12 protein-coding genes are annotated in these 14,368 nt (G+C 67.8%); 5 read left to right on the top strand and 7 right to left on the bottom strand.

Going from position 1 to position 14,368, the window contains the following annotated elements; genetic code table 11:
* The first annotated feature begins 171 nt into the window (after positions 1 to 171).
* From G0Q01_RS19120 to G0Q01_RS19100, 5 genes are all read left to right on the top strand, one after another.
* Positions 172 to 864: a paraquat-inducible protein A gene (locus G0Q01_RS19120; RefSeq protein ID WP_164191584.1), complete on the top strand. Its 693-nt coding sequence runs from the start codon at positions 172 to 174 to the stop codon at positions 862 to 864.
* Positions 861 to 1,499 (top strand): paraquat-inducible protein A, encoded by a 639-nt coding sequence (locus tag G0Q01_RS19115; RefSeq protein ID WP_108965120.1) that lies wholly within the window; start codon positions 861 to 863, stop codon positions 1,497 to 1,499. Before G0Q01_RS19120 ends, G0Q01_RS19115 begins: the two co-directional genes overlap by 4 nt.
* Entirely contained in the window at positions 1,496 to 3,601 is a 2,106-nt protein-coding gene (locus G0Q01_RS19110; RefSeq protein WP_164191581.1) for an MlaD family protein, read from the top strand. Before G0Q01_RS19115 ends, G0Q01_RS19110 begins: the two co-directional genes overlap by 4 nt.
* Before the next feature lie 13 nt (positions 3,602 to 3,614).
* Positions 3,615 to 4,178 (top strand): membrane integrity-associated transporter subunit PqiC, encoded by a 564-nt coding sequence (locus G0Q01_RS19105; protein WP_164191577.1) that lies wholly within the window; start codon positions 3,615 to 3,617, stop codon positions 4,176 to 4,178.
* 179 nt (positions 4,179 to 4,357) lie between these two features.
* Positions 4,358 to 5,443, top strand: coding sequence for an AbrB family transcriptional regulator (locus G0Q01_RS19100; RefSeq protein ID WP_164191574.1), 1,086 nt, complete (start codon positions 4,358 to 4,360; stop codon positions 5,441 to 5,443).
* 72 nt (positions 5,444 to 5,515) lie between these two features.
* On the opposite strand, the gene G0Q01_RS19095 is transcribed toward G0Q01_RS19100, so the two are convergent.
* The 7 genes from G0Q01_RS19095 to G0Q01_RS19065 all read right to left on the bottom strand — a co-directional run bounded on the left by G0Q01_RS19095 (position 5,516) and on the right by G0Q01_RS19065 (position 14,281).
* Entirely contained in the window at positions 5,516 to 7,342 is a 1,827-nt protein-coding gene (locus G0Q01_RS19095; protein ID WP_164191569.1) for an ABC-F family ATP-binding cassette domain-containing protein, read from the bottom strand.
* A gap of 247 nt (positions 7,343 to 7,589) precedes the next feature.
* Positions 7,590 to 8,996: a 3'-5' exonuclease gene (locus tag G0Q01_RS19090; protein ID WP_164191566.1), complete on the bottom strand. Its 1,407-nt coding sequence runs from the start codon at positions 8,994 to 8,996 to the stop codon at positions 7,590 to 7,592.
* Positions 8,993 to 9,499, bottom strand: coding sequence for a hypothetical protein (locus tag G0Q01_RS19085; RefSeq protein ID WP_164191561.1), 507 nt, complete (start codon positions 9,497 to 9,499; stop codon positions 8,993 to 8,995). The genes G0Q01_RS19090 and G0Q01_RS19085 overlap by 4 nt, the downstream gene beginning before the upstream one ends.
* Positions 9,500 to 9,518: 19 nt before the next feature.
* Positions 9,519 to 11,342: a DUF294 nucleotidyltransferase-like domain-containing protein gene (locus G0Q01_RS19080; RefSeq protein ID WP_108965127.1), complete on the bottom strand. Its 1,824-nt coding sequence runs from the start codon at positions 11,340 to 11,342 to the stop codon at positions 9,519 to 9,521.
* A gap of 123 nt (positions 11,343 to 11,465) precedes the next feature.
* Positions 11,466 to 13,247, bottom strand: coding sequence for a sodium:solute symporter family protein (locus G0Q01_RS19075; RefSeq protein WP_164213737.1), 1,782 nt, complete (start codon positions 13,245 to 13,247; stop codon positions 11,466 to 11,468).
* Between the two features lie 6 nt (positions 13,248 to 13,253).
* Positions 13,254 to 13,541, bottom strand: coding sequence for a DUF4212 domain-containing protein (locus G0Q01_RS19070; protein WP_108965129.1), 288 nt, complete (start codon positions 13,539 to 13,541; stop codon positions 13,254 to 13,256).
* A 56-nt stretch (positions 13,542 to 13,597) separates the two neighbouring features.
* Positions 13,598 to 14,281, bottom strand: coding sequence for an adenylate kinase (locus tag G0Q01_RS19065; protein WP_164191558.1), 684 nt, complete (start codon positions 14,279 to 14,281; stop codon positions 13,598 to 13,600).
* Between the last annotated feature and the right edge of the window lie 87 nt (positions 14,282 to 14,368).

Genomic DNA, 14,368 nt, shown 5'->3' with positions numbered 1-14,368 from the left:
CCATGTTGCCTTGGCGTTCTGTCGAAAGTGGTAGCGGCTGGCCCCGCGCTTGTCGATGGAGCGGCCCGGGACAGGGAATGGACGCGCGCCGGATGCCTGCTTGGAAGGCAGGGCGAAGGCTTTGGCCCGCCAGCCCTTTCCTTGGAACCCGCCACGCTCTAGATTGGGCGCATGAGCCTCGCCGACATCGTCGCCTCCGAGCTGCCGCCGCAGATCACCCCGGCCCTCCCGCCGCCCGCCTTCACCGCGGAGCAGGCCGAGGGTCTCTTTGCCTGCCCGCTCTGCGACGCCCTGCACGAGGAACGCGAGATCGCCACCGGCGACACCGCCCGCTGCGCGCGTTGCCACGAAGTGCTGGAATCCCCGCGCAGCCTGGCGATGACCCGGATCATCATGCTCGCGCTCTCGGCGCTGGTGCTGATGGTGGCGGCGATGTTTTTTCCGTTCCTCGAGCTGTCCGTGGCGGGGCGGGTGCAGCGCAGTTCGCTGCTCGACACGATTCTCGCCTTCTCGAGCGGGATGACGGCGCCGTTGACCATCGCCATGGCCTCGTTGATCGTCATTCTGCCGTCGATCCGCTTCTTGTCACTGGTCTACGTGCTGGCGCCCATGGCCTTCGGCCACCGCCCGGCGCGCCACGCCGAGTTCTTTTTCCGCCTCGCCGACCACCTGCGCCCCTGGGCCATGGCCGAGGTGTTCATCGTCGGCGTCGCCGTGGCGCTGGTCAAGGTTGCGGGCCTTGCGCATCTGTCGATCGGCCCGGCCTTCTGGGCCTTCGTTGCCCTGGTGATCGTCAACGTGCTCAAGGATACCTTCATGTGCAGGGTGACCGTATGGAAGACGCTGGAGGAGCGCCGCCAATGAGCCGCCCGACAGACAATGCGCAGCCGGTGCTCACGGCCCGGCGCGCAGGCATGATCGCCTGCACCGAATGCGGCAAGGTCCATGTGCCCGGCCCCGAGCGCTGCACGCGCTGCGGATCGCACCTGTCCAGCCGCGACGACACTTCGCTGCAGCGGGTCTGGGCCTGGCTGGGGGCGGGGCTGGTCGTCTACGTGCCGGCCAATGTCTACCCGATGCTGAAGACGACGCTGCTCGGCAAGACCACCAACAGCACGATCTTTGGCGGCGTGGTGGACCTCATGCACCACGGATCCTACGGCATCGCCGGGATTGTCTTCTTCGCCTCGATCATGATCCCGGTCGCCAAGTTCATCGCCATCGCCTATCTCGCGCTGAGCGTGACGCACCGGGTGAAGCTCTCGCCGGTCAAGCGCCAGCATCTCTACGAGGTGGTCGAATTTGTCGGTCGCTGGTCGATGATCGACGTCTTCGTGGTGGCCATTCTTGCGTCTCTGGTGCAATTGGATTTCGCTGCTGCAATCAATCCCGGGATTGCAGCAATCAGCTTTGCGCTTTCTGTTGCATTCACAATGCTTTCGGCACAGAGCTTCGATCCGAGGTTGATCTGGGATGCGAGTGAGGAACCCGTGCAATGAGTGAGCCCAAACCCGCGAAGATGGAGATCGAGCCCAAGCGCCGCTCCGTCTGGCGCAACCTCTCACTGGTCTGGCTCGTGCCACTCGCCGCCATCGCGGTCACCGTCTTCATCGCCTGGCAAAGTCTTGCCGAACGCGGCGCGCTGATCGAGATCACCTTCGAGAACGCCGCCGGAATCACGGCAGATGACACCACCATCCGCTACCGTGACGTGATCGTCGGCACCGTCGAGGAGGTGGTCTTTTCGGAGGATCTGGCCGAGGTGCGGGTGAGCGCACGGATCGACCGCAATGTCGCCGACTCCCTGCCAGCTGACGCACAGTTCTGGGTGGTGCGCCCCGAGGTTTCCGCCTCGGGCATCACCGGGCTCTCGACGGTGCTGTCGGGCGTCTACATCGAAGCCGGCTTCGCCCCGCAAGAGGGCGCCGAGGCGCGCAAGTTCCGCGGCCTGGACCAGACGCCGTTGGTGCGCCCCGGGGTCAAGGGCACCCGCATCACCATCCGCGCCGACGACGGCACGCAGCTTTCGGCGGGCGCGCCGATCTTCTACCAGGGCATCGAGGTCGGCCGGATCGAGACGCCGCGGCTGCTCGAGCGCGGCAACGGCGTGGTGGTCGATGCCTTCATCGAGGCCCCCAACGACCGCCGCATCACCACGGCGACGCGCTTCTGGGACACCTCGGGTTTCTCGGTCAACATCGGCCCCTCGGGCGTCAACCTGTCGGTCGGTTCGGTCGCGGCGCTGATCCGCGGCGGTATCGCCTTTGACACCGTGGTCTCGGGCGGCAACGCTGTGCCTGCGGGCTATGCCTTCGATCTTTACGACGACGAGGCTTCGGCACGCGACAGCCTGTTCTCCGAAACCATCTCGAACGCCGTCGAGCTGACCGCGGAATTCGACGAATCCGTGCGCGGGCTCGAGGTCGGCTCCTCTGTCACCTACCGCGGCCTGCGGGTGGGCCGGGTCACCGCCATCGGCGCCTTCATCGACGGCGAGGGCGAGGCCCAGACCGTCCGGCTGCGCACCACGCTCTCGATCGACCCGCGCGCGCTGGGTCTCGAGGAAGATGCGCCGCAGTCCGAGACCATCGCCTTCCTGTCGAACGCGGTGAAGAACGGGCTGCGCGCGCGGCTGGCCTCGCAGAACCTCTTCAGCCAGTCGCTGGTGGTCGAGCTGGCCGAGATCCCCGACGCCGAGCCCGCCACCTTCGGCATTTTCGCGCAGGACGCGCCGTTGATCCCTTCGGTCGAGTCGGACCTGCCGGACATCACTGCCACTGCCGAGGGCCTCTTCCAGAGGATCAACGACCTGCCGGTCGAGGACCTGCTCGACCAGGCCATCGACACGCTCGCCTCGATCGAGAACTTCACCGCCAACCCGCGGCTGCGTGACGCGCCTGACGCGGTCATCGGCCTGCTCGAGGACGCCCGCGGGCTGATCGGCAGCGACGAGATCAAGGCGATCCCCGGCGAGCTGCGCGGCACCGTTGCCGAGCTGCGCGGGGTGATCGAGGACATGCGCGCCGCCGGCGCGGTGCAGCAGCTTGTCTCGACCCTCGAGGCGGCGGAGGCCGCGGCCGCGGAAGTGACGGACGTCGCAGGCTCGGTCGACGAGAGCATGGCCGGCGTGCCAGACCTGCTGGCCGATCTGCGCGCGCTCACCCAGAAGGCCACCGCGCTGGACCTCGAGAGCTTCCTGGCCGACGCGGGGGACTTCCTCGATGGCGCGGGAAAGCTCGTGGACCAGGACAGCACCCGCCAGCTGCCCGCCGATCTGTCGGCCATGCTGCAAGAGGCGCAGGGTGCGCTCTCCGAGCTGCGCGCTGGCGGGGTGATCGAGAACACCAATGCCACGCTCGCCTCGGCGCGTGATGCCGCTGCCGCTGTGGAAGAGGCGGCGGCCACGCTGCCCGAGCTTTCGACGCGCATCCAGCGGCTGGTGGCAGAGGCAGAATCCGTGATCTCGGGCTATGATGGCAATTCCGCTTTCAACCGCCAGACCGTCTCGGCGCTGCGCGAGGTGCAGACTGCCGCCGAGGCGCTGAACAAGCTCGCCCGCTCGATCGAACGCAACCCCAACTCGCTGCTCTTCGGCCGCTGACAGGAGATCACGTATGCGCCTCAAGACCACCCTTCCGATCCTGCTGCTGCCGCTCTTCGCCGCCGCCTGCGGCTCCGAGCCGCGCTACCGGATGGACAGCATGCCCCCAGCCTCCTCGGTGCGCCTTGCCGTCTCCACGCTGGAGGTGCGCGAGGTCTCGCTGCCGGCCTATGCCGACGCCTCGGAAATCCTGCTCGAGGACGACACCGGCGCGATGACCCAGATCGAGGGCGCGCTCTGGGCTGACGACCCGCGCCGCGCCATGACCCAAGCGCTCGCCGAGCGTCTCGGCACGATCAGCGGGGCCACCGTCGCCTCGGAGCCCTGGCCGCTGGAAGAGCCGGCGCAGGCGGCGGTACACGTGCGCATCTCCGAGGCGGTGGCCAATGAGACCGGCTATTTCCGTCTCAAGGGGCAATACGCGCTTTCCTCCTACGACCGGGTGATCCGCGAGCGGGTGAACCGTTTCGAAATCACCGTGCCGCTGCAGGCCGCCACGCCGGGCGGCATCGCCGCCGCAGCGGGCAGCGCGACGGCCCAGCTCGCCGACCGCATCGCGGCAGACCTGTCGCGCTGACCCAGCGGCCGCTGCCGGCCGCGCGGTCGCGTATTTGGAGGGAGAAGCAGCGCGAAACCCTCCTTCATTTAGAAAATGCGCCGGCGGACACCCGCAGGGTGGGGGATGGAGCCCCCTGATCCGCCGGGTCCCCGCGCGTGCCATTGCACCGGCGCCCGCGATGGGATTTATGTCCGCTGATGACCCTCTCCACGCTCTCTCTGCGCATGATCTTCACCACCGGCTGCCTGCTGATCGCCGGCGGGATCGGGGGATGGCTCGCGCAGCATGCCCATCTTCCAATGCCCTACATGCTGGGCTCGCTCTTCACCTCGGGCGTCGCCGTCGCCCTGTTCCAGAAGCGCGCGCTCGCCGACTATGCCTACCCGATGAAGTTCCGCACGCTCTTCATCGGGCTCATCGGGGTGATGATCGGCACGCAGGTGACGCCCGAGATCTTTGCGCTGCTGCCCGAGCTGCCGCTGACCCTGTCGATGCTGGTGGTCTTCGTGGTGCTGGCGCAGGGCGGGAACTTCCTGATCTTCCACCGCATCGGCGGCTATGACCGGGCCACGGCCTTTTACGCGGGCGCGCCGGGAGGTCTGATGGAGAGCCTTGTGCTCGGCGAGAAGGCGGGGGCGGATCTGCGGCTGCTGACGGCGCAGCAGTTCCTGCGCATCATCCTCGTCATCTCGATCCTGCCCTCTGCGCTGTCGCTCTGGATCGGCCACCCGGTGGGCAGCGCCGCGGGACAGAGCGTCATGCCCACGGGGCCGGCCACTGTCGCCGAACTGATCTTGGTCGTGCTGGCGGCCATCGCGGGGCTTTTTCTCGCCTCGCGGATCAAGCTGCCGGCAGGGCAGATCACCGGGCCGCTGCTGCTGTCGGCGGCGCTGACCCTGTCGGGTCTTGTGGACATGCATCTGCCGTTCTGGCTGATCGCCGCGGCGCAGGTTGTGGTGGGCAGCTCGCTCGGCGTGCGCTTCACCGGGATGACCGGCGCCATGCTGCGCCGCTCGCTGGGGCTCAGCGTGCTGTCGGTGAGCTGGATGCTGGCGATTGGCGGGGCCTTCGCGCTGGGGCTGGCCGCGGCGACGCAGATCCCCTTCCTGCACCTGATGATTTCCTACGCGCCCGGGGGCGTGACCGAGATGTCGATCATCGCGCTCTCGCTCGCCGCCAACCCGGCGCTGGTCAGCCTGCACCACGTGGTGCGCATCCTGCTGACCGTTGGGGTGATGGTGATCGCCGAGAAACGCCTGCCGCTGCGGCAGCCGGGGGAGTAGGGCGCCAGCGCCTGGGAAGGCGCTGGAACATCGCTTCGAAAAGAGCCGGTCTCGGGTCGGGACCGACGGACGTCAGCCCGCCGCTTCGGCCTTTTCCGCCAGTTCCAGCCATTCCTCCTCGGCCGCGGCGAGCTTCTCTTGCCGCTCGCTGAGTGCCTCGGTCGCCTTCTTGAACTTCACCGGCTCGCGGGTGAAGAGCGCGGGATCGGCCAGCAGCCCCTCGAGCTTGCCGATCTCTGCGCCGAGCCGGTCGATCAGCCCGGGCAACTCGTCCAGACGGTGCTTGTCCTTGAAGCTGAGGCCCTTGGCAGCGGCCTTGGGCTTCGCGCCGGCAGGCTCCTTGGCGGGCTTGGCGGCGGGTTTTTCCTTGGGCGCTGCCTCCGCCTCGGCTTCGGCCTTCTGCGCCTGGTAGTCGCTCCAGCCGCCGGCATAGGCGATCGCCTGACCGTCGCCTTCCATGGCGATGGTCGTGCTGGCCACCCGGTCGAGGAAGTCGCGGTCGTGGCTGATCAGCAGCACCGTGCCGTCATACTCGCCCAGCAGGTCCTGCAAGAGATCGAGCGTTTCCACGTCGAGATCGTTGGTCGGCTCGTCGAGCACCAGCATGTTGCTTTCGCTGGCCATGATCTTGGCCAGCAGCAGCCGCGCCTTCTCGCCGCCCGACAGGGACCGCACGGGCGCGCGCGCCTGGCGCTCGTCGAAGAGGAACTCTTTGAGGTAGCCGACCACGTGTTTCGGCTGGCCACGCACCAGCACCTGGTCGGCCTTGCCGGACACGCGCATCTCGGGATCGCCGGTGAGGCTTTCCCAGAGCGTCATCTCGGGATCGAGCCGGGCGCGGGTCTGGTCGAAGATCGCGGGCAGGAGGTTGGTGCCAAGCTTGACGCTGCCCGCGTCGGGCGCGATCTCGCCCATCAGCATGCGTATGAGGGTGGTCTTGCCGACCCCGTTCGGGCCGACAAAGGCGACGCGGTCGCCGCGCATCACGGTCAGCGAGAAGTCCTTGACGATCTGCTTGTCGCCGAAGCCCTTGGTCAGCCCCACGGCCTCGATCACCTTCTTGCCCGAGGTCGGGCCGGAGGAGAGCTCCATCGCCGCGGTGCCCTGGCGGCGGATCTGCGAGGCGCGGTCGGCGCGCAGCGCCTGAAGCGCGCGCACCCGGCCCTGGTTGCGGGTGCGGCGGGCCGAGATGCCCTCGACCGCCCATTTCGCCTCGGCCTTGATCTTGCGGTCGAGCTTGTGACGCGCCTCGTCCTCCTCGGCCCAGGTCTTGTCGCGCCAGGCCTCGAAGCCGGCAAAGCCCTGTTCCTGCCGGCGCACCGCGCCGCGGTCGATCCAGAGCGTCGCGCGCGTGAGGTTCTCGAGGAAGCGCCGGTCGTGGGAGATCAGGACAAAGGCCTTGCGGGTGCGCTTCAGTTCGTCCTCGAGCCAGCCGATGGCGTTGATATCAAGGTGGTTGGTCGGCTCGTCGAGCAGCATGACGTCGGGATCCTGCGCCATCAGCTTCGCGAGCGCGGCGCGGCGGCGCTCGCCGCCCGAAGCGGTGGCGACGGGGCGGGCGGGATCGAAGCCGAGCCCTTCGCCCGCCGCCTCGACCTTGTACATTTCCGCCGGGCCAAGCCCCTCGGCGGCATAGTCGCCCAGCGTCTCGAAGCCCGACAGATCCGGCTCCTGTTCCATGTAGCCCACCGAGAAGCCCGGTGGCACGATGCGGTCGCCGGTGTCGGGCTCGACCTGGCCCGCCATGACCTTCATCAGGGTGGATTTGCCCGAGCCGTTGCGGCCGACCAGCGCGACGCGGTCGCCGGGCTGGACGTTGAGCGAGAGGCCGGAAAAGACCGGCTCGCCGCCGAAGGTGAGCGAGATGTCGGAGAGCTGGAGAAGGGGTGCCTGTGCCATGCGCAGAGCGCTAGGGCCGCGCCGGGGAAAGGTCAAGTGGGCGCGTAGGGGGCGACTGCGGCGGAGCATCGTTAACCCCGTCTTCAAGGGCACCGCGCTAGGGGGGGCATGGATCCGCTTTGCCTCGCGCGCTTCTCCCCGCTTGGCAACCCGCTGCGCTTGCGGGGGGTGCGGCTGCTGGTGCGCCTACCGGTCGGCGCCGCTCCGCGGGAGGCGGTTCAGGCGGTTCAGGCGGCGCTCGACAGTCTCAGTTCAGGTCTTCCAGAAGTTGCCCGTGCTTCCGGGTCTGCGCCAGAACCTCGCCGAAAGTGGTCATCCCCTGCGCTTCGAGCATCGGCAGCATCCTGACCAGCACTTCGGCGGTGGCCCGCGCGTCGCCGAGCGCGGTGTGCCGCAGGGCGGGCGGGATGGTCACGCCGAGCCTTTCGCAGAGCGCGTCGAGCGTGTGCGTCTGGCTCGCCCCGAAGAGCACCGCCGAGAGCAGCACCGTGTCGAGGATCGGGTTGCTCCACTCGACGCCCATGCGCGACTGGTGGCGCCGCAGGAAAGCCATGTCGAAGGGCGCGTTGTGCGCCACGATCACCGCGCCGCGGGCGAAGTGGTGAAAGCGCCGTCCGGCCTCGGCGATGCCCGGCTGGCCGTGCACCATGGCGTCGGTCACCCGGTGCACCCTTGTCGAGGAGTGGGGGATCGGAATGCCGGGGTCGACCAGCAAATCCATCTGCTCGCCGGGCACGATCTTGCCGCTCACCACCCGCACCGCGCCGATCTGCACCACCTCGTCCTTGTGCGGTAGAAGCCCGGTCGTCTCGGTGTCGAAGACGACATAGGTCAGCGCGCGCAGCGGCGTCTCCTCGATCGCGGCGGGCGCGGGCGCGGTGAGCAGCGAAAAGTCAAAGACCATGGGGCGCTCGGCCTGCGGCGCAATCCGCGTCTCGGCGTCTTCGATGATCAGCAGGTAGCCGCCCGCGTCGAGCGGCTTCATCCGGCCGTGGTAGCTTTGCGCTTCGTCGACGGAGCGCAGGGTGAGCGTGACCTCGCGGCCGGTGCGGTGCAGCTCGCGCACCGCTGCCTCGACCCCGGCGGCAAGGAAATAATCGGTCACCGGCGCATTGAGCCGCGGCACGTGGATCTGGCTCAGCACCTCGGCTGCCTGACCGTCATAGAGCACGATGCGACCCTTGGGGCTGACCATGATGGTGGCCACGGGGATCTCGGTGAGCAGGGCGGTCAGGCGCTCTTTGTCGGCGGCCAGTTGCGCGGTTTCCTCGGCCACAAGCTGCGCCGAGGCCAGAGCGGAGTCCGACAGCTTCGCCGAGACCGCCTCGGCGGCATGCGCCAGATCACCGAGGTAACGTGCGCCCTGAAGATCGACCTGCTTGGCCACGCCCGCATGGGCGCGCACCCGCATCTCGGCGGCGATGCGCTCCACCGGCTTGGCGATGTTCTCGTCGAAGAGCAGCCAGACCCCGGCGCTGAGTGCCACGATGCCGAAGACAGCGAGGACGCCGGCGAAGAAAAAGCCGTTCGCCGGGGTGGTGTCGAGCGCGCGCCCGTAGCCGAGCCAAAGCGCCAGCGCCGTGATCCCCGCGCCGCCGACCGCAATCAGGACGAAGAAGAGGAACACGCGCAGGCGCAGGCTCAGCTGGGTCATATGCGCGCCTCCGAGCAGACCGCGGCGACGATGCTGTCCTCGGGGCCGACCTCGCGCCAGCGCGGCTCGCCGCCATCGCCTCCCATGGGATCGGCGCGGCGCCCGCCTGGGCAATCGACCATGACCTCGACCACCTGCGTCGGCTGCCAGCGGGTGAAGAAATAGAGATCGGCGAGATAGAGCCCGGGCGTCTGCGCATTCTCGCGACGTCCCCCGGCATCGACGGCGATGAAGCGGTCGGTCATCGGCCAGGCGTAAGTCCAGGGGCGCCAGAGCGCCTTGGAGGCGTGGGTTTCGACCACCTCGACGCCGTTGGGCAGGGATCCTGCGGCGCTGCCGTACCAGCCGTATTCATTGGCGATCGAGGTTGCGATCATTGCCGCGCCCGCGCCCACCGGGATCAGCCAGCGCGGAAGGCGCCCGCCGGTCGCCTTGCTCAGCAGCATCACCACGCCGGCCCCGGCAAGACCGGCCACCAGCACGGCGATCAATTCGTAGAACATCTCTCCCCCCTCGTTGTCCTTAGCCCAGCATGCCGCGCCCGTGGCCGATCGCCGATTGCATCGACTTGATCACCACGAAGGCGTCGCGCAGGTGGCTGCGCTCGAAGTCCGACAGGTCGGATGGCGCCAGATAGTTGTCGGGCTTTTCGCCGCGCTTGACCAGACCCGCCTGATGCTCAAGCCGGGTTTCGGCAATCAGGTCATAAGCATCGAGCAAATCCTGCCCACCAGTGCCCGAGACGACACCGGCGGCGATGGCCGCCTCGAGCCGGGCGCGGGTGCTGACCTCGGGCAGGCGCCCTTGCAGGGCGTAGACCCGCGCGAGATCGACCACCGGCACCACCCCGTTGTGCTTGAGATCGACGGTGTTCTTGTGCTCGCCCGAGCGGATCGTGGCAAAGCCTCGCAGAAGCCCCAGCGGCGGGGTGTGCTTGAGCGAATTGGAGACCATGTGGGCGACGAAGATCGAGTTCTTGGAGGCCGCTTCGAGCGTTTCGTGCTGCAGCTCTTCGAAGAGCGACTTGGTGCCCCCGATGGGCCGCAGGTCGAACATGACCGAGGCCAGCATCTGCGCCTCGGGAACCGGCTTGTCGATCCAGTTCCGGAAGTAGCCGCGCCACTTCGACAGCGGCTGCAGCCAGCGCGGGTTGGTTGCCATCATCTCACCGGGGCAATTGAAATACCCAACCTTATCAAGTCCATCACAGACGAACTTCGCCATCTCGGTGAAGTATTCCATGTCCCGGTCCGTGGCGCTGTCGTCGAGGATCATGCAATTGTCCTGGTCCGACACGCCGGTCTGCTCCTGCCGCCCCTGCGAGCCGCAGGCCAGCCAGAGCCAGGGTACCGGGGCCGAGCCGAGGTCCTCCTCGGCCAGCGCCAGAAGGCGCCGGGTGACGGTGTCGGCGACATCGGTGATCAGCCGGGTGGTGACCTCGTGACGGTTGCCGCCGGCCACGAGCTGCGCCAGAAGCTGCGGGATGCGGGCGGTGGTCTCGGCCATCTGCTCGGGGGTGCGGGCGCGGGCGATGGCGGCAACCAGTTCGGCCGAGCTGATCGCCTGGAAGCGGGTGAGGTCTGTCTGGGTGACGATCCCCACAAGCTGCCCGGCATCGGTGATCGGCACATGGCCAATGCCGCGCTCGACCATCGTGTGCAGCACATCCGAGCCGATCGCCGAAGGCGGCAGGGTCACCGGCGCATGGGTCATGATCTCGGACACGGGGATGTTGGTGTCCATGCCCCCGGCGACGACCTTGGCCGAGATGTCGCGGATGGTGACGATGCCAATGAGGTCGCGCCCCTCGGTGACGCAGAGCGAGGAGACAGCTTCTTCGCGCATCATCAGCGCGGCCTGCTGGGCCGGGGTCTCGGGGGGGATGGTGAGCGGGGCGCGGGCCATCAGCGTCTCGACCCGGCTGTGCGCGAGGTCGGATTTGCGCGGCCGCGCGGCGCGCGAGCGGTCAAAGAAGCGGCGGGCGGCGGCATGTTCGGCGACCAGCTCGCGAAAGGCATAGGCGGGCAGCAGCAACAGCACTGTTTCGTCAAGCGCGCTGGCGGTGGTGGCGGCCAGCCCCTCGCGCATCAGCCCGCGCTCGCCAAAGGAGTTGCGCGGCCCCAGCAAGGAGACGGCGACGCCGTTCTCGTCGCGAATCTCCACCTGCCCGGTGTGGACGAGATAGAGCCCCTCGAGCTGCGCGCCGACGGCGTAGATTTCTTCGCCCGGCTTGTAGCTGCGGGTCAGGAACTGCGGCACCACCACGTCGAGCGCGTCGGATTCCAGCGCGTCATAGGGGTGCACCGAGGTCAGGAAACGGCGCAGGTCGTCTGGCTCAATCGGCATCGTGGCGCTCCGGTGGTGCGATAAGGGGCAATCGCGGAAGAAAAAATCCCGCCCCGGCATAGCGCGGGACGGGAGTTTTGCCTAGGGCGGGGGCGCCGAGGCGCCCCCGCGCGCGATCACCGGTCAGTGATCCTGGGCTGCGCCCGCGCCGCGCGGAATGCGCACGCTTTCCACCAGCTCCGAGATTTCCTGCGGGATCGGCTTGGTCATCGCCGAGACGGTGAAGGCCACCACGAAGTTCACCAGAGCCCCGACCGCGCCGAACGAGGTCGACTTGATGGTGCCGAGCAGCGGATCGGCGTCCGAGTAGCTCGCGGTGTCGGGGATGAAGAACCAGCCCTTGTGCAGGAAGATGTAGATCAGCGTGACGATCAGGCCCGACAGCATGCCCGCCACGGCACCCTTGTTGTTCACCTTCGAGAAGATGCCCATCATCAGCGCCGGGAAGATCGAGGCTGCGGCAAGGCCGAAGGCCAGGGCCACGGTCTGCGCCGCGAAGCCCGGGGGGTTGAGCCCCAGCCAGGTGGCAACGGCAATGGCCACCGCCATGGCGATCCGGGCGGACAGAAGCTCGCCCTTTTCGCTGATCGCGGGGTTGATCTGTCCCTTGATCAGGTCGTGGCTGACCGCCGAAGAGATGGCGAGCAGCAGGCCGGCGGCGGTCGACAGCGCGGCGGCAAGACCGCCGGCGGCCACGAGGCCGATCACCCAGCCCGGAAGGTTGGCGATCTCGGGGTTGGCGAGCACGAGGATGTCGTTGTTGAAGTTGGTCAGCTCGTTGCCGGTCCAGCCTTCCGCGGTTGCCTTCTCCTGCATCGCGGCGTTCTTGTCGTTGTAGTACTGGATGCGGCCGTCGCCGTTCAGGTCTTCCCAGCCCAGAAGGCCGGTCTGCTGCCAGGTGGCCATCCAGTCATAGGCCGGATCGTTCTCGATCTGCTCGAGCGAAACGGCCTGGCCCGCAGTGCCTTCGGGCCAGAACTGCTGGGTGATGTTGAGACGTGCCATCGCGCCCACGGCCGGGGCCGTCAGGTAGAGCAGGGCGATGAAGACCAGCGCCCAGCCCGCGGACCAGCGTGCGTCCGAGACTTTGGGCACGGTGAAGAACCGCATGATGACGTGCGGCAGACCGGCGGTGCCGATCATCAGCGACAGGGTGAAGAGCACCATATTGAGCGTGTCGCCGTTGTGGGCGGTGTACTCGCCAAAGCCCAGCTCGCGGACGATCTGGTCGAGCTTGGCCAGCAGCGGCTCGCCCGAGGCCTGGTCGGTGCCGAAGAGGCCGAGGCCCGGGATCGGGTTGCCGGTCAGCTGCAGCGAGATGAAGATCGCCGGGATGGTGTAGGCGAGGATCAGCACGATGTACTGCGCCACCTGCGTGTAGGTCACGCCCTTCATGCCGCCGAACACGGCGTAGGCAAAGACGATCACAGCGCCGATCAGCAGGCCGGTGGTGCTCGAGACTTCGAGGAAGCGGCCGAAGGCCACGCCGACGCCGGTCATCTGGCCGATCACGTAGGTGGTCGAGGCGATGATCAGGCAGATCACCGCGACAAGGCGCGCGGTCGGCGAGTAGAAGCGGTCGCCGATGAACTCCGACACGGTGAACTTGCCGAACTTGCGCAGGTAGGGCGCGAGCAGCAGCGCCAGCAGCACGTAGCCGCCGGTCCAGCCCATCAGGTAGGCCGAATTGTCATAGCCGGTGAAGGCGATGAGGCCGGCCATCGACAGGAAGGAGGCCGCGGACATCCAGTCCGCCGCCGTGGCCATGCCGTTGGTGACCGGGTGCACGCCGCGACCGGCGGCATAGAATTCCGACGTGGAGCCCGCGCGGGCCCAGATCGCGATGCCGATGTAGAGCGCAAAGGACGCGCCCACGAACAGCATGTTGATGGTGAACTGATCCATGACGCCTTACTCCTCGTCCACGCCGTATTCACGGTCGAGCTTGTTCATCCGCCAGGCGTAGAAGAAGATCAGCGCCAGGAAGACGATGATGCTGCCTTGCTGGGCGAACCAGAACCCGAGGTCCGAGCCGCCGACCGAGATGCCCGAGAGCATCGGGCGCAGCAGGATGCCGAAACCGAAGCTGCAGAGCGCCCAGATGATCAGGCTGATGAAGATGAGACGCAGGTTGGCCGACCAGTAGGCCTTGCCGGCCTCCTCGGCGCTATGCGCATGGTGCGTTGATTGATCCGCCATGGCGGTTTCTCCTCCAGAAAATGCGGCCGCCCCTCCTTTGAGCGGCCCCCGACGGGTCAGCCCGTCGCTTTTTCGACGATCGCGCCGAGCCCGGCGGCGATCTCCTCGATCTTGCCCATCGCGTCGATGCGGCTCAGGGCGCCTTTGCCTTCGTAGTAGCCGATGAGCGGGGCGGTCTGGGCGTGGTAGGCCTCGAGCCGCGAGGCCACCGTCTCCGCCTTGTCGTCGGCACGGCGCTTCATCTCGGTCCCGCCGCAAGTGTCGCAGACGCCGCTCTCCTTCGGCGTCTTGAACGTGTCGTGATAGCCCTCGCCGCAGGCGGCGCAGGTGTAGCGGCCCGAGATCCGGTCCACCATGGCGGCATCATCCACCTCGAGGCTGATCGCCGCATTGATCTTCTGCCCGCTCTCGGCCAGCAGCGCGTCGAGCGCCTCGGCCTGCACCGTGGTGCGCGGGAAGCCGTCGAGGATCACGCCAGCGGCGCAATCGGACTCCTTGATGCGGTCGCGCAGGATGGCGATGACGATGTCGTCGCTCACCAATTCGCCCGCTTCCATCACCGCCTTGGCCTGCTTGCCGGCCTCGGTGCCCTGCGCCACGGCAGCGCGCAGCAGATCGCCGGTCGAGAGTTGTACCAGCCCGTATTTGTCCTCGAGCTTGCGCGCCTGGGTGCCTTTCCCGGCCCCCGGAGGGCCGAGAAGGATGAGCACGGGGGCGCGGGTCACGGTTGTCGCATCCATCTGTGTCACCCCTTGTTCGCGCGGTTCTCGATGAGGTCGTCGACGACCGAGGGGTCGGCGAGGGTGGAGGTGTCGCCGAGGGCGCCG

Origin of the sequence: Salipiger sp. PrR007 (assembly GCF_010499845.1) — a bacterium.
Classification (GTDB): domain Bacteria; phylum Pseudomonadota; class Alphaproteobacteria; order Rhodobacterales; family Rhodobacteraceae; genus Salipiger; species Salipiger pacificus_A.
Note: the sequence above shows the minus strand (reverse complement) of the source record. Positions and strands in the feature narration are given on the sequence as shown.

Bases quoted from the DNA above. Each gene is read 5' to 3' on its own strand.
- G0Q01_RS19120 (WP_164191584.1), top strand. From the start codon at position 172: ATGAGCCTCGCCGACATCGTCGCCTCCGAGCTGCCGCCGCAGATCACC.
- G0Q01_RS19115 (WP_108965120.1), top strand. From the start codon at position 861: ATGAGCCGCCCGACAGACAATGCGCAGCCGGTGCTCACGGCCCGGCGC.
- G0Q01_RS19110 (WP_164191581.1), top strand. From the start codon at position 1,496: ATGAGTGAGCCCAAACCCGCGAAGATGGAGATCGAGCCCAAGCGCCGC.
- G0Q01_RS19105 (WP_164191577.1), top strand. From the start codon at position 3,615: ATGCGCCTCAAGACCACCCTTCCGATCCTGCTGCTGCCGCTCTTCGCC.
- G0Q01_RS19100 (WP_164191574.1), top strand. From the start codon at position 4,358: ATGACCCTCTCCACGCTCTCTCTGCGCATGATCTTCACCACCGGCTGC.
- G0Q01_RS19095 (WP_164191569.1), bottom strand. From the start codon at position 7,342: ATGGCACAGGCACCCCTTCTCCAGCTCTCCGACATCTCGCTCACCTTC.
- G0Q01_RS19090 (WP_164191566.1), bottom strand. From the start codon at position 8,996: ATGACCCAGCTGAGCCTGCGCCTGCGCGTGTTCCTCTTCTTCGTCCTG.
- G0Q01_RS19085 (WP_164191561.1), bottom strand. From the start codon at position 9,499: ATGTTCTACGAATTGATCGCCGTGCTGGTGGCCGGTCTTGCCGGGGCC.
- G0Q01_RS19080 (WP_108965127.1), bottom strand. From the start codon at position 11,342: ATGCCGATTGAGCCAGACGACCTGCGCCGTTTCCTGACCTCGGTGCAC.
- G0Q01_RS19075 (WP_164213737.1), bottom strand. From the start codon at position 13,247: ATGGATCAGTTCACCATCAACATGCTGTTCGTGGGCGCGTCCTTTGCG.
- G0Q01_RS19070 (WP_108965129.1), bottom strand. From the start codon at position 13,541: ATGGCGGATCAATCAACGCACCATGCGCATAGCGCCGAGGAGGCCGGC.
- G0Q01_RS19065 (WP_164191558.1), bottom strand. From the start codon at position 14,281: ATGGATGCGACAACCGTGACCCGCGCCCCCGTGCTCATCCTTCTCGGC.